Here is a 17,410-nt window from a genome sequence, read left to right as displayed (position 1 = left end):
TTGTGCAAGTGCGAAGCTTTGAGATTGGCGCGTGTTGGCGCCAACGTTTGTGATCGCAAAAAAGAAAGGGGCCGCAATGGCCCCTTCCCGTCTCGAATTGGCACTGTTCAACCGTTGGCGGCGTTCACCGCGCGCTTGGCCATCACGGCGATCAAATTGGCGCGGTATTCGGCCGAAGCGTGGAGGTCGGTCATCAAATTCTTCGCCGGCACTTTCACGCCGTCGAGCGCCGATGCGGCAAAATTCTTCGCCAGTGCTGCTTCGATCTCCTTCGAGCGGAACACACCGTCATCGCCGGCGCCGGTAACGGCAACGCTGACCCCGTCCTTGCCCTTTGCCACGAACACGCCGACGATCGCATAGCGCGAGGCCGGGTTGCGGAATTTTTCGTAAGCAGCCTTGGCCGGCGCGGTAAAACTCACCGCGGTGATGATCTCGCCTTCTTTCAGCGCCGTTTCGAACAGGCCGGTGAAGAATTTCGCGGCTGAAATCTCGCGCTTGTTGGTGACTATGGTGGCGCCCAGCGCCAAGAGCGCCGCCGGATAATCGGCGGCTGGGTCGTTGTTGGCGGCCGAGCCGCCGATCGTGCCCTTGTGGCGCACCGCCGGATCGCCAATCAGCGACGCAAGGTGCGCAAGCGCCGGACAGGCCTTCCGCAGCTTCTCGTCATTGGCGACGTCGTAATGGGTTGTGGCGGCGCCGATGGTGACGGTCTTGCCCGACACCTTGACGCCTTGCAGTTCCTTGATCCGCGACAGGTCGATCAGGTCGGAGGGTGCGGCGAGCCGCGTCTTCATCGCCGGGATCAGCGTCATGCCGCCTGACAAAAGCCTGGCGTCGCCGCTCTTCACCAGCTTGGCGGCGTCGGCGACCGAGGCGGCGCGGTGGTAGTTGACTGCGTACATGGGATCCTCCCCTGAAGTGGTTAGGCAGTAGTGAGTAGGGAGTAGGGAATAGGGACGCTGTCATCTCCGGTAATGCCCATTCCCTACTCACTACTCCCTACTCACTCATTTCTTCGCCCTAATCGCCGCCCACACCGTCGACGGCGAGGCCGGCATGGCGATGTCCACAATCCCCAAAGCGTCGGTGATGGCGTTGATGACCGCCGGCGGCGAGCCGATGGCGCCGGCCTCGCCACAGCCCTTGATGCCGAGCGGATTGCTCGGACACGGCGTGTTCGAGGTCGACACCTTGAATGACGGCAAGTCGTCCGCGCGCGGCATGGTGTAGTCCATGTAGCTCGCCGTCAGCAGCTGCCCGCTATCGTCATAGTGCGCGCCTTCCAGCAGCGCCTGGCCGATACCCTGGGCGATGCCGCCATGCACCTGACCCTCGACGATCATCGGGTTGATGATGTTGCCGAAATCGTCCGCCGCGACGAACTGGACGATCTCGGTCGTGCCGGTTTCCGGATCGATCTCGACCTCGCAGATGTAGCAGCCCGCCGGGAAAGTGAAGTTCGCCGGATCGTAGAAGGCTGTTTCCTTCAGTCCCGGCTCCATGCCTGCCGGCAGATTGTGAGCGGTGTAGGCGGCAAGCGCCACCTGGAACCAGGGCAGGCTCTTGTCGGTGCCGGCAACCTTGACCTCGCCATTCTCGATGACGATGTCGCCCTCGTCGGCCTCGAGCAGATGGGCGGCGATTTTCTTGGCCTTGGCCTCGACCTTGTCGAGCGCCTTGGCAATTGCCGACATGCCGACCGCGCCCGAGCGCGAGCCGTAGGTGCCCATACCCATCTGCACCTTGTCGGTATCTCCATGGACGATCGAGACCGAGTCCAGTGGCACGCCAAAACGCTGGTTGACGAGTTGCGCGAAGGTCGTCTCATGGCCCTGGCCATGGCTGTGCGAGCCGGTCAGCACCTCGATCGTGCCGACGGCATTGACCCGCACTTCGGCCGATTCCCACAGACCGACGCCGGCGCCGAGCGAACCGACCGCCGCCGACGGCGCGATGCCGCAGGCCTCGATATAGCAGCTCATGCCGATGCCGCGCAGTCTGCCCTGGCTGGCGGCCGCCGCTTTGCGCTTGGCAAAGCCGGCATAGTCGGACGCCTGTGTCGCCGCATCGAGCGAAGCGCCGTAATCGCCGGCGTCATAATTCATGATGACCGGCGTCTGGTGCGGAAACTCGGTGATGAAATTGATGCGCCGCAACTCCGCCGGCGAGACCCCAAGTTCACGCGCGGCCGTCTCCATTGTCCGTTCGAGCAGATACGTGGCTTCCGGCCGCCCTGCCCCGCGATAGGCGTCGACGGGTGCCGTGTTGGTGTAGACGGTGCGCACATTGGCGTGGATCGTCGGGATGTTGTACTGGCCCGACAGCAGCGTCGCGTAGAGATAGGTCGGCACGCAAGACGAGAACAGCGACATGTAGGCGCCGAGATTGGCGATGGTGTCTACCTTGAAGCCGGTGATCCGGTTGTTCTTGTCGAACGCCATTTCGACTGTCGAGACATGGTCGCGGCCATGCGCGTCGGTGAGAAAGCTTTCGGTACGGTCGGCAACCCATTTGACCGGCACGCCGGTCTTCTTCGACGCCCAAAGGCAGACGATCTCTTCGGGATAGATGTAGATCTTCGAGCCGAAGCCGCCGCCGACATCGGGCGCAATGACGCGCAGCTTGTTTTCCGGCGCGACATTGTAGAAGGCGCTCATCACCAGCCGCGCGACATGCGGGTTCTGCGACGTCGTCCAGCAGGTGAAATGGTCCTCGGCCTTGTCGTAATGGCCAAGGGCCGCGCGCGGCTCCATGGCGTTGGGAACCAGCCGGTTGTTGACGATCTTCATGCGGGTGACATGGGCCGCCGCCTGGATCGCCGCGTCGGTCGCCTTGGCATCGCCGATCTCCCAGTCGAAGATAAGATTGTCCTCGGCTTCGGCATGGACCTGCGGCGCACCTTTTTGCAGCGCCTTGGTGGCATCGACCACCGCCTTCAATTCCTTGTAGGTGATCTCGACCGCTTCGGCCGCGTCGCGGGCCTGGCCCTTGGTTTCCGCCACCACGATGACGACCGCATCGCCGACATAGCGCACCTTGTCGACCGCCAGCGGCGACCACGCGCCCATCTTCATCGGCGAGCCGTCCTTGGAATGGATCATCCAGCCGCAGATCAGGTTGCCGATGCCGTCGGCCTTGAGCTCCTTGCCGGTCAAGACGCCGATGACGCCGGGCATCGCCTGCGCTCGTCTGACGTCGATCTTCTTGATCTGAGCATGCGCGTGCGGGCTGCGCACGAAAGCGGCATGCTTCATGCCGGGAACCACCATGTCGTCGACATAGCGGCCGGCGCCGGTGATGAACCGTTTGTCTTCCTTGCGCACGACCCGAGCGCCGATGCCTTCAATGCCCATAGGAATTCCTCCGGAATAGCGAATAGTGAGTAGCGAATAGTGAACAGTGAGTAGGGAATTGTGCTCGGAGCGGTTCGGCTAAACCGACTACTCGCTATTCACTATTCACTACTCGCTTCTTTCTACGCCGCTTGTTTCACCCTGCCCTTCGGCGCCTTCGCCATCGTTTGCGATGCGGCAAGGATCGCCTTGACGATATTGTGGTAGCCGGTGCAGCGGCAGATGTTGCCTTCGAGCTCGGCGCGCACCGTCGCCTCGTCAAGGCCTTCGGGATGGCGCGCGATCATGTCGGTCGCGGTCATGATCATGCCCGGCGTGCAGAAGCCGCATTGTAGCCCATGATGTTCCTTGAACGCGGCCTGCATCGGATGCAGGTCGCCGCCATTGGCAAGCCCTTCGATCGTCACCACGGTCGACCCGGAGGCCTGCACAGCCAGCATCGAACAGGACTTCACTGCCCTGCCGTCGACATGCACGACGCAGGCGCCGCATTGAGAGGTGTCACAACCGACATGCGTTCCGGTGAGACCAAGATTTTCGCGCAGGAAATGAACCAGAAGCGTTCGGTCCTCGGCAGCGCCGCTGATCCGTTTTCCGTTCACGACAAACGAAACGTCCGACATGCATCCTCCCTGGGTATGACCTTGGTAGTCATGCTGCCGATGCGGCTTTGGCGCTCGGCCATGCGCTATTGGTACACTGCACAAAGCGCAAAAAACACACGGCGCTCATTGTACTTTCGGTCATGGAGAAAACGAAAATCATGGGCCTGTCCGCCCCATTGCCAAAGAGCGAATAGGGGGCAACAATGCCCTCGACGCCAGCGCGCCGAGAGACATAAAACGGGCGCGCGCAGGAAGCGTCGGAGGATATCGGGAGGAAGCCTCTGGCCAGTTCACGGACGAGCTATGCATCCGGTCTGTCGGCGCTCACCACCGACGAGCCCGACGCCGATGCATTCGCCCTGGCGGTCGCCGTCGAGGCCGCAGCCATCGATGCCGGCTTTGCCCTGCTGTTCTTCTCCCAGAGCCTGTTTGACGCGAGCGTCCTTTCGCAAGGGCTGAAGACCCACGCGCCGACGCTGGCCTACGCCGCCTGCTCGACCGCCGGCGAGATTACCCCCCAGGGCCTGGAGGAAGGCCATGTGCTGGCGCTGCTCTTTCCCTCCGCGTCGTTTTCGGCGGTCAGCACCATGGTCGACAATCTCTCCTCGTCGGGCATGGACAGGATCACTGATGAAGTCGAGGCCCTGCGGCGCCTACTGCGCGGGCGCCTCGGCTGTTGCCATACCAAAAGCACCTTCGCGCTCTGCTTCATCGACGGCCTGTCCTTTGCCGAGGAAGCGGTGACCTCGGCCATCCATTGGGGGCTGGACGACATCCCGCTGCTCGGCGGTTCGGCGGGCGACGACCTCAAATTCGAAACCACCAGTCTGATTTCGAACGGCAAGGTGGCGTCAGACAGCGCCATCATCGTGTTGATTGCTACCGAAATTCCCTTCCACGTCTTCAAGACCGACAATTTCATCCCCACCGACGAAAAGCTGGTGGTGACGGCATCCGACCCGGACCACCGCACCGTGCGCGAGTTCAACGCCACCAATGCGGCCGAGGAATATGCAGCCTCGGTCGGCATCGTTGCGCAGAACCTGACGCCGCTGAGCTTCGCCTCTCACCCCGTTGTGGTGAAGGTGGGCGGCGAATACTACTGCCGCTCGATCCAGAAGATGCATCCCGACGGCTCGCTGTCGTTCTTCTGCGCCATCGACGACGGCGTCGTGCTGTCCATCGCCCAGCCCAAGGACATGGTGGAATCGACGCGCGCCGCACTGCGCGACGTCGAGGAGCGGCTCGGCGGCATCGACATGATCCTCGGCTTCGATTGCGTGCTGCGCCGGCTCGACGCCCGCAACCGCCAGGTGTTCCGCGACATTTCGGAGCTTTACCGGGTCAACAATGTCATCGGCTTCGGCACCTATGGCGAACAGTATCGTTCGATGCACCTCAACCAGACTTTCACCGGCATCGCCTTCGGCGAACGCCAGGCGGCGGAATAGCCCATGCCGCTCAGGGACATCGACGACGTCGACAGGCTGAAGAAGATCAACGCCGCTCTGGTCAGCCGCGTCGAGCGCTCGATGGACCAGCAGGGCAATGCCTTCTCGCTGTTCCAGACTGCAATTTCACTGGAAAACCGGGTGCGCATGCGCACCGAGGAACTGCACTCGACCTTGCGCCGGCTGGAACAGTCGAACATCGACCTCAGCGCCGCCAAGGAAAACGCCGAGCTGGCGAACCTGTCCAAGACCAGGTTCCTGGCCGCCGCCAGCCATGACGTGCTGCAGCCGCTGAACGCCGCCCACCTCTCGGTCTCGGCACTGGCCGAAGTGCAGACCAGCGACGAGGGCAAGAAACTCGTCCGTCAGGTCGAGCGCTCGCTGGAGACGATGGAAGACCTGTTGCGCACGCTGCTCGACATTTCCAAGCTCGACGCCGGCGTGGTCCAGCCCGACATTGGCGACGTCAATCTGGAGACGTTGTTTTCGTCGCTGCGCTCGGATTTCAAGCCGGTTGCCAAGCTGAAGGGGCTGACACTGAAATTCCGCCCGGTCAGCGCCGTGGTGCGTTCGGACCGCACGCTTTTGCGCCGCATCCTGCAGAACATCCTGTCCAATGCGCTGCGCTATACCCGCTCGGGCGGCGTGCTGGTCGGCACCAGGCATCGCGGCGACACCATCCGCATCGATGTCGCCGACACCGGCTGCGGCATTCCCGACGACCAGCGCGAGGCGGTGTTCGAGGAATTCCATCGCGGCTCCGCCATTCCGGCCGATGCCGGAATTTCCGGCGGCGGGCTGGGGCTGGGCCTTGCCATCGTGCGGCGCATGGCCGCCGCGCTCGGCCACCCCGTGACGTTTTCGTCGAAAGTCGGGCGCGGCACCATCTTCCACATCGATGTGCCGGTCGGCATCGGCGCCAGCGCCGACGCCATCGCCAGCCTTGCCGAGATGGAGCGGCCGCGCGGCTACGGCCTGTTCGGCACCAAGGTGCTGCTGGTCGAAAACGACGCCGATGTGTTGCAGGCGATGACCTTCCTGCTCGAGCGCTGGCAGTGCCTGGTGCGTGCCGCGACCTCGACCGAGGATGCGCTCAGCCTGCTCGGCGACACCGACTGGGTGCCCGACATCGTCATTGCCGACCAGCATCTCGACGACGGCGACCTCGGCACCGCAACAATAGCCGAAGTGCGCGATTATCTCGGCCGCGCCGTGCCGGCGCTGATCGTCACCGCCGACGGATCGGAGGCCGTCGCCAAAGCCGCCCGCGCCGCCGGCATCGAACTGATGCGCAAGCCGCTGAAACCGGCGCAGCTAAGGGCGCTGCTGGCGCATCTGCTGGCTTGAGCCCCATACCCTCCCCTTGATGGGGAGGGTCGGCGCGCAACGCCGGGGCGGGGTGCAGCGCCAAGGTCCCCCACCCCGCTCCGCTTCGCGGATCGACCCTCCCAACAAGGGGGAGGGTAAAGATCAAAACCCGGCCTGATCGCGAAACAGCTCCGCATTGTCCAGCTTCGACACCTCGATCACCGCTTGCGTGCGGCTGTAGACGTTGAGCTTGCGCAGGATCTCCGAGACATGCGCCTTGACCGTGGTCTCGCCGACCTGCAGCTCGTAGGCGATCTGCTTGTTGAGCAGGCCTTGGCGCAGCATCTGCAGCACGCGCAGCTGCTGCGGCGTCAGTTTGGCCAGCCGCTGCACCATGTCGGCGCGGTCGGCGCTGTCGGCGTCGGGCGGCTGTCCCTCATAGGTCTCCGGCACATAGATCGCGCCCTCCATCACCGAGCGGATTGCGGCCGCAAGATCGCTCTTGCGCGCCGATTTCGGGATGAAGCCGGCAGCGCCATAGGACAACGCCTCGGAGATGATCTTCGGCTCCTCATAGCCCGAGACGACGACCACCGGCAGCCGCGGATGGCGGGTCCTCAGCTGCAGCAACCCGTCAAAGCCATGCACATCGGGCATGTTGAGATCGAGCAGCGCCAGATCGAACGGTTTTATCCCACCCAGGAGATCGAGCGCTTCGGCAATCGAGCGCGCCTCCACCGTGTCGACTTCCGGGTACGCCATCTGCACGGCGCTGTGCAGCGCCTCGCGAAACAGCGGATGGTCGTCGATGATCAGAAACCGGGCGCGATCGTTGACTGCGGTCATGGTGTTCGTTTCAGTCCTCCCTGGGCACGATACTCCCGCTGGTATGGCCAGCTTATTGGCAAATAGTCTATCGCCATCTTAACCCCAGGAGGCGAAGCCGACTTTATCAGACAATCAAGGCGCAGCCGACGCTTTTGCGGAGGCTCCTGCCTTGCCCGGCGGTCCAAATCGGTCAAATGTGCCGGCAGTTGAAGCAGAAAGACCTGGCATGACAGACTTCGTCCTCCCCTTGCCCGCAACCCCATCGGTCGCCATAGAAGGCTCGGCCCAGCGTTTTGCGGTGCGCCGCATCTTCTGCGTCGGCCGCAACTACGCCGCGCACGCGCGCGAACTCGGCAATGACGAGCGCGACCCGCCCTTCTTCTTCACCAAGCCGGCCGATGCGGTGGTCGATAGCGGCACCACGGTCCCCTACCCGCCTTTGACCCAAAACCTGCACCATGAGATCGAGCTGGTGGCGGCGATCGGCAAGGCCGGCTTCCGCATCCCCCGCGCTGAAGCCCTCGAGCATGTCTGGGGCTACGGCGTCGGCATCGACCTCACCCGCCGCGACCTGCAGGACGAGGCCAAGAAAGCGGCGCGGCCCTGGGACTGGTCGAAGGCCTTCGACCGATCGGCGCCCTGCGGCCCGTTGGTATCAGCCGCCAAATCCGGCCACCCGCAAAAGGGCCGCATCTGGCTCGCCGTCGACGGCACGGTGAAACAGGAGGGCGACCTCGCCGAACTGATCTGGCCGATCGCCGATATCGTTTCGATCTGCAGCGGTGCGGTTGTACTACAACCGGGCGACCTGATCTTCACCGGCACGCCGGCCGGCGTCGGCGCGGTGGCGCCGGGTCAGACGATGACCGGCGGTGTCGACGGCATCGGCACCATCGAGATCACTGTCGGCCAAGATTCGATCGGCCAAAATTCCACCGACAAGCCGTGATCCAATGAGCGACCTCGTCCTCCACAACTACTACCGCTCCTCCACCTCCTACCGCGTGCGCATCGCGCTCGAGATGAAGGGGCTGGGCTACGACTACGTGCCGCATCATCTGCGGCATGGCGACCATCTGGAGCCGGCCTATCGCGCGGTCAATCCGCAGGGGCTGGTGCCGGCGCTGATCCTGGGCGACGGCACGCTTTTGACGCAGTCGCTGGCAATCATCGAATATCTCGACGAGACCCACCCCGAACCGTCGCTGCTGCCGAAGGACGCGCTCGGCCGGGCGCGCGTGCGAATGCTAGCGCAGATGATCGCCTGCGACATCCACCCGGTGAACAATCTGCGCGTGCTGACCTCGCTGCGCACTTTGTTCGGCGCCGGCGACCAGGATGTCATCCACTGGTTTCGCCACTGGGTGAACGAAGGGTTCCAGCCGCTTGAAAAGATTCTGGCTTCATCGGATGAGACCGGCACATTTTGCCATGGCGACGCACCGGGCCTCGCCGACATCTGCCTGGTCGCCCAGATCGCCAGCAACGCCCGCTTCGGCGTCGACCTGACACCCTACCCCGAGATCTCGCGCATCCACGCCGCCTGCGTGGCGCTGCCGGCCTTTCAGAAGGCGGCGCCGGAGAATCAGATAGATGCCGAATAGGCTCACAATGCCGGAGCTGAGCACGGAGAGTTGCCGATGAAAGCCGTCGTCTTCGAAAGATTCGGCGAGGCGCCGAGAATCCAGACCGTGCCGGATCCGAAACCGGCCGCGGACGGTGTGGTCATCAAGGTCGAGGCGACCGGGCTCTGCCGCAGCGACTGGCATGGCTGGATGGGTCATGATGACGGCATCACGCTGCCGCATGTGCCGGGCCATGAACTGGCCGGCATCGTCGTCGCCGTCGGCAAGCGGGTGACCCGCTGGAAGGCCGGCGAGCGCGTCACCGTGCCGTTCTGCGTCGGCTGCGGCCGCTGCTTCGAATGCAATTCGGGCAATCATCAGGTCTGCGAACACCAGACGCAGCCCGGCTTCACCGCCTGGGGATCGTTTGCCGAATATGTCGCCATCGAGCATGCCGACACCAATCTCGTGCGCCTGCCCGAGGAGATGGAGTTCGCCACCGCCGCCAGCCTCGGATGCCGCTTCGTCACCTCGTTTCGCGCCATTGTCGACCAGGGCCGGGTGACGCCGGGCGAATGGGTGGCGGTGCATGGCTGCGGCGGCGTCGGCCTGTCGGCGATCATGATCGCCAGTTCCATGGGCGCCAATGTCATCGCCATCGACCTCACCGACGAGAAACTGGACTTCGCCAGAAAGATCGGCGCCGTGGCGACCATCAACGCCTCGACCACGCCGAACGTGGTCAAGGCGATCAAGCAGATCACCAATGGCGGCGCGCATATGTCGATGGACGCGCTCGGCCACCCCACGACATCGTTCAACTCGATTGCCAATCTGCGCCGGCGCGGCCGCCATGTGCAGGTCGGCCTGATGCTGGGCGAACACGCCCGCCCGCAAGTGCCGATGGACAAGGTGATCGCCTTCGAGCTGGAAATCCTCGGCAGCCACGGCATGCAGGCCCACCGCTACCCCGCCATGATGGAGATGATCCGCACCGGCAAGCTCAAGCCCGAACTGCTGGTCGGCAAGAAGATCAGCCTTGATGAGGCGCCTGCGGCGCTGGTGGCAATGGGCGGGTTCGAGGGGATTGGCATTGGGGTGGTGACCAAGTTCTAGGCGTTACCGGCGCGCATTGGATTATGCAAGCCCTTGGCCGCGCAATAACTGGCGAAATAAGACAGGCACTTTCTCTAGAAGTTTCTCAGCTCTCGCGGCTCAGAGAGTATGCTTCATATAGCAGAATTCATTTGATAAAAACCGTCAAATAGCTGAACTAATGAGCTGATAAAAATAAGGGGGAAAGAATGCCATTTTCATCTACTGTTTTTAATGTGTTAATAGCGTCTCCCTCAGATGTTCCCGAGGAACGGGCGACAATCGCGCAGAGTTTGCATGAATGGAATTCCTTGCAGGCTCAAGATCAGGGAAAAATTCTCCTACCAGTGATGTGGGAGACACACAGCGCTCCGGCGATGGGTGACCGACCCCAAGGCCTAATCAACGAGCAGGTCGTTCGCGGCTGCGATATCCTTATCGGCTCCTTCTGGACTCGCTTGGGTTCGCCAACCGGAATTGAAGAGAGCGGTACCGTAGAAGAGATAAAATGGTTTCTGGCGAACAAGAAACCCGTTATGCTTTACTTCTCTAAGGCGCACGTTGAATTAGACAGCGTTGATTTGTCTCAATATCAGAAACTTAAGGAATTTAAGCAGTCGATAAGAGATAAAGGAATACAGGAAGAGTATCGCTCTATCTCAGAGCTAAGAGAGAAATTATCTAGGCAATTGACTATCGTTATGCGGGAGATGTCGGTTGGCCCGGTTATAGACAAGAAAACAGTGGCGGCCGCAAAAGCATCAACGCGAACCGGGGAACTTTTTGTTCTGGAGAAAGAAGAAGCAGCGCCGGATACCAATGAAGTATTTATGGAAGACTACACAGAAAAAGCTTTCATAGTTCGCGGTAACACAATTGACTACAAGGAAGCGTTTAAGGGTGCTAATGGCCGATGGATTTCAGTCAAAGGCGGCAAAGCTTGGATGTTTTCAAAACGCCATTTGAAAGATGTTGCAAAGATACTCAAATTGAAACCGGTGCTCCGACCTGCAGGCTAGCAGGTAAGGACGGAGAGGTTTCACCGCCATCGCTACCGCGCAAACTTCTTCGCGCCGAACACGCAGGCCACCACGCCGAGCGTGACGACAACCATCAGAGGGCTGACCTGTTCGTGCAGCAGCGTCGCTGCCAGCGCCAGGCCGAAAAAAGGCTGCAGCAGCTGCAACTGCCCGACCGCCGCGATGCCGCCCTGCGCGAGGCCGCGATACCAGAAGACGAAGCCGATCAGCATGCTGAACAGCGAGACATAGGCGAGACCGATCCAGGCGTGGGAGCCGACGGCGGCAAAGGATGACGGCAGCGTCGCAAAGGTCAGCACAAGCATGATCGGCAGCGAGATCGCCAGCGCCCAGCAGATCACCTGCCAGCCGCCCAGCCTGCGCGACAATGCGGCCCCCTCCGCATAGCCCAGCCCGCAGACGATGATGGCGGCCAGCATCAGGCCGTCGCCCACCGGTGACGCCGTCACGCCTTGCATCAGGGCAAAACCGGCGACCAGCGCGCTGCCGATGCAGGAAAACAGCCAGAAGGCCGGGCGCGGACGCTCGCCACCGCGCAGCACGCCGAAGATCGCGGTTGCCAGCGGCAGCAGGCCGACAAAGATGATGGAATGGGCGGAGGTGACGTGTTTGAGCGCGAGCGCCGTCAGCAAGGGAAAGCCGACGACCACGCCAAGGGCGACGATCACCAGCGACAGAAAATCGCTGCGCTCCGGGCGTTTCTGCCGGAATAGGACGAGCATCGCAAGACCAAGCAGCCCGGCAATCGCCGCGCGGGCCGAGGTCAGGAATATCGGATCGAACTCCGCCACTGCGACGCGCGTCGCCGGCAGCGAGCCTGAGAAAATCAACACGCCGATGAATCCGTTCACCCAGCCGCTCGCGGTCTTGTCCATTCCAGGCTCCATTGCTTTCGCCCTCTATCGGGCAAGTGCCTATGGTGCAGCCAGAGACAATGCAGTACAATTCCGCAAAACTGTAATGGCTATCAGAGCAATACAGATGACCGAACTCATTTTGGAAACCGGCAATGCGCACCCTCCTGTCGCGACCACGCTTGTGGAAACTGTCATGGCGACCATCCGCCAGCGGATATCGGCGCGCAGCCTGACGCCAGGCGCGCGGCTACCTTCGATCCGCGCCTTTGCCAAGGCCATGCAGGTGTCCAAGTCGACCGTGGTCGAAGCCTATGAGCGGCTCGCTGCCGAAGGCGCGATACGCTCACGGCCGGGTTCGGGTTTTTATGCCGCCGGATCGCTGGCGCCGTTGTCGCTGGCCGAGATCGGCCCGCGGCTCGACCGCGCCGTGGATCCGCTTTGGGTGTCGCGCCAATCGCTGGAAGCCGGCGACGAGATGCTGAAACCCGGCTGCGGCTGGATGCCTGCCTCGTGGATGCCGCAGTCCGCCTTGCGCCGGGCGCTGCGCACCGTTGCGCGCGCCGACGATGTCGACCTTGCCGATTACGGCACGCCGCTCGGTCTGCCGCCGCTGCGGCAATTGCTGGCGCGGCGCATGGAAGGGCACGGCATCGAGGTCTCGCCCGAACAGATCATGCTGACGGAATCGGGCACGCAGGCCATCGATCTCCTGTGCCGCTTCCTGATCGGGCCCGGCGACACCGTGCTGGTCGACGACCCCTGCTATTTCAATTTTCACGCGCTGCTGCGCGCCCACCGCGCCAAGGTCGTCAGCGTGCCCTACACGCCATCCGGGCCGGATATCGAGCTGTTCGCCCAGGCACTGGCCGAGCACAAGCCGCGCCTCTACATCACCAATTCCGCCATCCACAACCCGACCGGCGCGATCCTGTCGCCGGTGACCGCGCACCGGCTGCTGAAGCTCGCCGACCAGTCGGACCTGACCATCATCGAGGACGATATCTTCGCCGATTTCGAGCACAGCCCAGCGCCTCGGCTGGCGGCGTTCGACGGCCTCAACCGCGTCGTCCATATCGGTAGCTTCTCCAAGACGCTATCGGCATCGGTGCGCTGCGGCTTCATCGCGGCACCGCGCGACTGGATCGAGCAACTCACCGACCTCAAGATTGCCACCACCTTCGGCGGCGGCCGGCTGGCGGCCGAACTGGTGCTGACGCTGCTTAGGGATGGCAGCTACCGCAAGCACATGGATCTGCTGCGCGCGCGCCTTTCCCGCGCCATGGGCGAGACGGGCGCGCGCCTGAAGGCCATCGGCATCACGCCCTGGATCGACCAACCGGCCGGCTTGTTCCTGTGGTGCAGCCTGCCGGATGGCGTGGACGCGGCTGAAATGGCACGCCGCGCGCTGGCCGACAACATCGTGCTGGCGCCCGGCAACGCATTCAGCCTGTCGGGAACCGCCAGCCGGTTCCTGCGCTTCAACGTTGCCCAATGCCAAGACGAGCGGATTTTCAGGGTGCTCAAGGCGGCAATGGCGCGCTGAGCGCTCAGCGGGAGGCCGCGCAGACCTCCCGAACGCAATCTCGCAGCCAGCGTTGCGCCGGATCGGCATCGAGCCGTGGATGCCAGAGCATCGAGATGGTGACCTCCACCGTGGCGACCGGCAGCGGAAAGCTGACCATGCCGGCGCGTGCGCCTTGCGTGTGCCGTTCGGGCACGCTGGCAATAAGGTCCGAAGCGCGCGCCATGGCGAGTGCAGCCGAAAAGCCGGAGACCATGCACATGACGGTTCGCTGCAGGCCGAGCAGCGCCAAAGTCTGATCGATCGGCCCTCTTTCCCGACCCCGCCGTGAAACGCTGATGTGGCGGCCGGCCGCGTAGCGTTCAGGCGTTACCGCGCCTTCACTCAAAGGGTGGCCGGCTCGCACAGCACCGACGAAGCGGTCGCGAAACAGCGCCTGTGTCAGCACTTCAGGTCCGGCCTCGCCGGCAACGCCGATTTCGAGGTCGATGTCCGCGTCGCGCAGCGAGGCGACATCCTTGTCGGATTTGGGCCCAAAGCGCAGCCGCGCGCCCGGCGCCTCGGCTTGGATGCGGGCGACAAGACGCGGCCCGAATTCCTCGACGAACCCTTCATTGGTGCGCAGCGTGAAGATCTGTTCCAGCTTTGCGAGATCGAGAGGCCTGGCAGGGCGCAGCAACGTTTCTGCTTCCTGGACGACATGGCCGGCCTGCTGCCGCAATGCCTCCGCGCGCGGCGTCGGGACCAGGCCGCGGCCGGCGCGGACCAGCAGCGGATCGCCGGTCGCTTCCCGCAGCCGCGCCAGCGTGCGGCTCATCGCCGAAGGGCTGAGCCGCAGCCGGGTTGCCGCGCGCGCCACGCTGCCTTCGGCGAGCAAAACGTCGAGCGCGAACAGCAGATTGAGATCGGGCGATGCCATCGGCGGATTGTAGCACATGCCATGGCGTTTGCCGCACGAATAAGATGCAAATGATGCGCCTTCCGCCATTCCATCCTGACGACTAGATCTCCGACAGGTCCGGTTGCGGGACTGACAAGGAGGAAATCGCCATGGCAATTGCTGAGCAGAACGAGTGCGCATCGGCGCCGCAGAACACCCGGTCCGCAGGCCTGGCCCACTCTCCTGTCTTGGCATTGGCCAGCCTGTCGCTCGCCACGCTGCTGTCGTCGCTTGGAACCAGCATTGCCAGCGTCGGCCTGCCGTCGCTGATGCAGGCCTTCGGCGCGTCGTTCCAGTCGGTGCAATGGGTGGTTCTCGCCTATCTGCTGGCCATTACCGCCCTGATCGTCAGCGCCGGTCGGCTGGCCGATATGCTCGGCCGCCGGCCGTTGCTGCTCGGCGGCATCGCGCTGTTCACACTGGCCTCGGTGCTCTGCGGCCTGGCGCCGACGCTCTGGCTGCTGATTGCGGCGCGCGCCGTACAAGGACTGGGTGCCGCGCTGATGATGGCGTTGACGCTGGCCTTTGTCGCGGAGACCGTGACCAAGGAGAGAACCGGCAGCGCCATGGGCCTGCTCGGCGCCATGTCGGCGATCGGCACGACGCTCGGACCCTCGCTCGGCGGCTTGCTGATCGCCGGCTTTGGCTGGCGGGCGATCTTCCTCGTCAATGTGCCGCTCGGCCTCCTGACCTTTGCCCTCGCCTCGCTGGCCCTGCCTGCCCGCGACAAGACTGCGGAAGCAGCTCAAAACAGCTTCGATGCGATCGGGACGGTCTTGCTGGCCCTGACGCTGGCCGCCTATGCATTGGCCATGACGCTCGGCCGCGGCCATTTCGGCGCCCTCAACATCGGCCTCCTGGTGGCCGCCGGCATCGGCGTCGTTCTGTTCGACGTTGCGCAGACGAAGGCGAAAAGTCCCTTGATCCGGCTTGCCCGGTTGTACGACATCCGGCTCAGCGCCAGCCTCGCCGCGAACCTCGTTGTCGCCACCGTGATGATGGCGACCCTGGTGGTCGCTCCGTTCTATTTGTCGCGAGGGCTGGGGCTCAATGCTGCGATGGTCGGCGTGGTCCTGTCGACAGGTCCGCTGGTCTCCGCGCTCTCGGCGCTTATCGCCGGCCGCCTCACCGATCGCTTCGGTACCAACAGGATGATGATCGCCGGACTATTCGGCCTGGTCAACGGCACCTTGCTTTTGTCGCTCGCCGCAACAAAACTCGGCATTGTCAGCTATATCGTGCCGATCGCCGTCACCTGCTTCGGGTACGCCCTGTTCCAGACATCCAACAATGCCGCCGTCATGAGCGGTGTCGCTGCCGGCGAGCGCGGCGTGGTGTCCGGCCTGCTCAATCTGTCGCGCAATCTCGGCCTGATCACCGGCGCATCGCTTATGGGCGCCATTTTTGCGGCTGCCTCGACGGGAGAACGGCAAAGCCAGGACATGCTGACCTCAGCGGCAGCCGCGCGCGGCATGCAGGTTACCTTTCAGACGGCAACGGTCCTGGCGGTGGCTGCGCTGTTGCTGGCACTGCTCTCGACCCGCGCCGGCGGCAGGCTGTCGGGTGCGGCAACAGCCATCATGACCGAAGATAGGGAGCTTACGCTCCCGCCCGCTTGCGCCGCTCATAAAGCATGACCAGCGTTTCGGCGGTCAGCGCCGGCCTCTGTTCGCCCTCGATCTCGACCGTATTGGCGGCCTTCATCAGATACTGGCCCGGCCCCTTGTCCTCCACCGACAACAGCGTCGTGCGCAGCCGGATGCGTGCGCCGACCCTGACGGGCGCCAGGAACCGCACCTTGTCGAAGCCGTAATTGAAGGCGGCTTGCGTGTTTTCGGGTACGATGCCCATGCCCAGCGCCAGCGCGCCGATGATCGACAGCGTCAGATAGCCATGCGCGATCGTGGTGCGAAATGGGCTCTGCCGCTTCGCCCGCTCCGGATCGACGTGAATCCACTGATGGTCGCCTGTGCATTCGGCAAACTGGTTGATGCGGTTCTGGTCGACGGTCGTCCATTCCGACACGCCGAGCTCCTGCCCGGCCATCGCCCTTAACTGCTCGAAGGTCGGCGGCGTTTTCGGCCGTAGTTCCGTCATTCCTGCTTTCCCGATGGCTCCCAGTGCCTCGGACCACGAACGGACGGCTCCTGTCAATTCGCCCGTTGCGATTCCGTTCCGCCATTTTCCGCCAAACAGCGTCCCTCGTCCATGCTCATGCGCCGCAACCGGCCCACTCCTCTCATGGTTGCGTTGAGAGTCACTTCTTGTCATAGCCCGAGCGGATTTCCTCCATCGCTTCCTTGATGCGGCTGCGCAGGATTTCGACCGATTCGGTGCCGGATTTCTTGACCAGCTCGGCCACTTCGCCGGCATTTTTCAGGGCGGCTTCGAAGGATTTCCTGGCGAACTCCGCCTGTTTTGTCATCAGTTCCTGGGGATTGCCCGGCGCCTTGTAGCTCTGCGCCATGTCGCTGACTTCACGCAGCGTGTCCTGCAGCATCTCGCGCTGTCTGGACAACAATGAGGTCGCGCCGGCAGCTCCCGCCCGCGCCGATCTTTCCAGGGCCTCGAGGTTCTTGCGATGATGCGCGAGGATCGCCTCGACATTCGGCACCTTCAGGTCACGGCCGAACCGGCTGAACATGTCAAGGAACGAATCGGAGTCGGGTTGTTTGGCCATTGCTCGTGCTCCCCAGTTGTCGCAAATGCTGAACCTCGAGCAATTCCAGGAAAAGTGTGAAACGGTTTTCCGTCAGGAATTGCGTCAAAACAAAGAGTTAGAGCAGGTCGCCGTTTCCTTGAAACGGTGAACTGTTCTGTTCTGGACAATAGCACTCGCGCGC

The 17,410-nt window shown here is 63.1% G+C and carries 16 protein-coding genes; 8 read left to right on the top strand and 8 right to left on the bottom strand.

Going from position 1 to position 17,410, the window contains the following annotated elements; all coding sequences use genetic code 11:
* Positions 1-107 precede the first annotated feature (107 nt).
* The 3 genes from NKL04_RS05525 to NKL04_RS05515 form a co-directional block, all read right to left on the bottom strand.
* On the bottom strand, positions 108-905 hold the full coding sequence (locus NKL04_RS05525; protein WP_023697650.1) for an FAD binding domain-containing protein: 798 nt from the start codon (positions 903-905) through the stop codon (positions 108-110).
* 105 nt (positions 906-1,010) lie between these two features.
* Positions 1,011-3,356, bottom strand: a complete 2,346-nt coding sequence (locus NKL04_RS05520; protein WP_023672623.1) for a xanthine dehydrogenase family protein molybdopterin-binding subunit — start codon at positions 3,354-3,356, stop codon at positions 1,011-1,013.
* Between the two features lie 122 nt (positions 3,357-3,478).
* A complete protein-coding gene (locus tag NKL04_RS05515; RefSeq protein WP_023672624.1) occupies positions 3,479-3,979 on the bottom strand; it encodes a (2Fe-2S)-binding protein in 501 nt (166 codons plus the stop codon).
* A 248-nt stretch (positions 3,980-4,227) separates the two neighbouring features.
* Between NKL04_RS05515 and NKL04_RS05510 the strand changes: the two genes are divergently transcribed.
* Together NKL04_RS05510 and NKL04_RS05505 are read left to right on the top strand one after the other, a co-directional pair.
* The gene (locus NKL04_RS05510; RefSeq protein ID WP_352653838.1) at positions 4,228-5,412 is read left to right on the top strand and encodes an FIST N-terminal domain-containing protein; all 1,185 of its coding nucleotides are present in this window, start codon (positions 4,228-4,230) and stop codon (positions 5,410-5,412) included.
* Between the two features lie 3 nt (positions 5,413-5,415).
* A complete protein-coding gene (locus tag NKL04_RS05505; protein ID WP_023701704.1) occupies positions 5,416-6,759 on the top strand; it encodes a hybrid sensor histidine kinase/response regulator in 1,344 nt (447 codons plus the stop codon).
* Between the two features lie 123 nt (positions 6,760-6,882).
* On the opposite strand, the gene NKL04_RS05500 is transcribed toward NKL04_RS05505, so the two are convergent.
* On the bottom strand, positions 6,883-7,566 hold the full coding sequence (locus NKL04_RS05500) for a response regulator (protein ID WP_023701705.1): 684 nt from the start codon (positions 7,564-7,566) through the stop codon (positions 6,883-6,885).
* 208 nt (positions 7,567-7,774) lie between these two features.
* On the opposite strand from NKL04_RS05500, the gene NKL04_RS05495 reads away from it, so the two are divergent.
* The 4 genes from NKL04_RS05495 (at position 7,775) to NKL04_RS05480 (ending at position 11,227) form a co-directional block, all read left to right on the top strand.
* Positions 7,775-8,497, top strand: a complete 723-nt coding sequence (locus NKL04_RS05495; RefSeq protein ID WP_023701706.1) for a fumarylacetoacetate hydrolase family protein — start codon at positions 7,775-7,777, stop codon at positions 8,495-8,497.
* 4 nt (positions 8,498-8,501) lie between these two features.
* A complete protein-coding gene (maiA, locus tag NKL04_RS05490) occupies positions 8,502-9,152 on the top strand; it encodes a maleylacetoacetate isomerase (RefSeq protein ID WP_023701707.1) in 651 nt (216 codons plus the stop codon).
* A gap of 36 nt (positions 9,153-9,188) precedes the next feature.
* Positions 9,189-10,229: a zinc-dependent alcohol dehydrogenase family protein gene (locus NKL04_RS05485; protein WP_023825747.1), complete on the top strand. Its 1,041-nt coding sequence runs from the start codon at positions 9,189-9,191 to the stop codon at positions 10,227-10,229.
* A gap of 188 nt (positions 10,230-10,417) precedes the next feature.
* Positions 10,418-11,227: a DUF4062 domain-containing protein gene (locus NKL04_RS05480; protein ID WP_023701709.1), complete on the top strand. Its 810-nt coding sequence runs from the start codon at positions 10,418-10,420 to the stop codon at positions 11,225-11,227.
* Between the two features lie 32 nt (positions 11,228-11,259).
* Here the strand turns inward: NKL04_RS05480 and NKL04_RS05475 are convergent, their stop codons facing one another.
* Positions 11,260-12,123 carry a DMT family transporter gene (locus tag NKL04_RS05475; RefSeq protein WP_023701710.1) on the bottom strand — a complete coding sequence of 288 codons (864 nt, stop codon included), beginning with the start codon at positions 12,121-12,123 and terminating at the stop codon, positions 11,260-11,262.
* Positions 12,124-12,229: 106 nt separating this feature from the next.
* Between NKL04_RS05475 and NKL04_RS05470 the strand changes: the two genes are divergently transcribed.
* Positions 12,230-13,648: an aminotransferase-like domain-containing protein gene (locus NKL04_RS05470; protein WP_023701711.1), complete on the top strand. Its 1,419-nt coding sequence runs from the start codon at positions 12,230-12,232 to the stop codon at positions 13,646-13,648.
* Between the two features lie 4 nt (positions 13,649-13,652).
* On the opposite strand, the gene NKL04_RS05465 is transcribed toward NKL04_RS05470, so the two are convergent.
* Positions 13,653-14,546 carry a LysR family transcriptional regulator gene (locus NKL04_RS05465; protein ID WP_023701712.1) on the bottom strand — a complete coding sequence of 298 codons (894 nt, stop codon included), beginning with the start codon at positions 14,544-14,546 and terminating at the stop codon, positions 13,653-13,655.
* Positions 14,547-14,677: 131 nt separating this feature from the next.
* Here NKL04_RS05465 and NKL04_RS05460 point away from each other — a divergent pair, with 131 nt between their 5' ends.
* Complete coding sequence (locus NKL04_RS05460; protein ID WP_023701713.1) at positions 14,678-16,204, top strand: MFS transporter; 1,527 nt, start codon at positions 14,678-14,680, stop codon at positions 16,202-16,204.
* On the opposite strand, the gene NKL04_RS05455 is transcribed toward NKL04_RS05460, so the two are convergent.
* Both NKL04_RS05455 and NKL04_RS05450 read right to left on the bottom strand, forming a co-directional pair.
* Complete coding sequence (locus NKL04_RS05455; protein ID WP_023681725.1) at positions 16,167-16,664, bottom strand: MaoC family dehydratase; 498 nt, start codon at positions 16,662-16,664, stop codon at positions 16,167-16,169. The genes NKL04_RS05460 and NKL04_RS05455 overlap by 38 nt on opposite strands.
* Positions 16,665-16,824: 160 nt before the next feature.
* Positions 16,825-17,247, bottom strand: a complete 423-nt coding sequence (locus NKL04_RS05450; RefSeq protein ID WP_023701714.1) for a phasin family protein — start codon at positions 17,245-17,247, stop codon at positions 16,825-16,827.
* Positions 17,248-17,410: the final 163 nt, after the last annotated feature.

This window comes from Mesorhizobium sp. C264A (assembly GCF_040324515.1).
Classification (GTDB): Bacteria; Pseudomonadota; Alphaproteobacteria; order Rhizobiales; family Rhizobiaceae; genus Mesorhizobium.
This window is presented reverse-complemented; position numbering and strand designations above follow the sequence as displayed.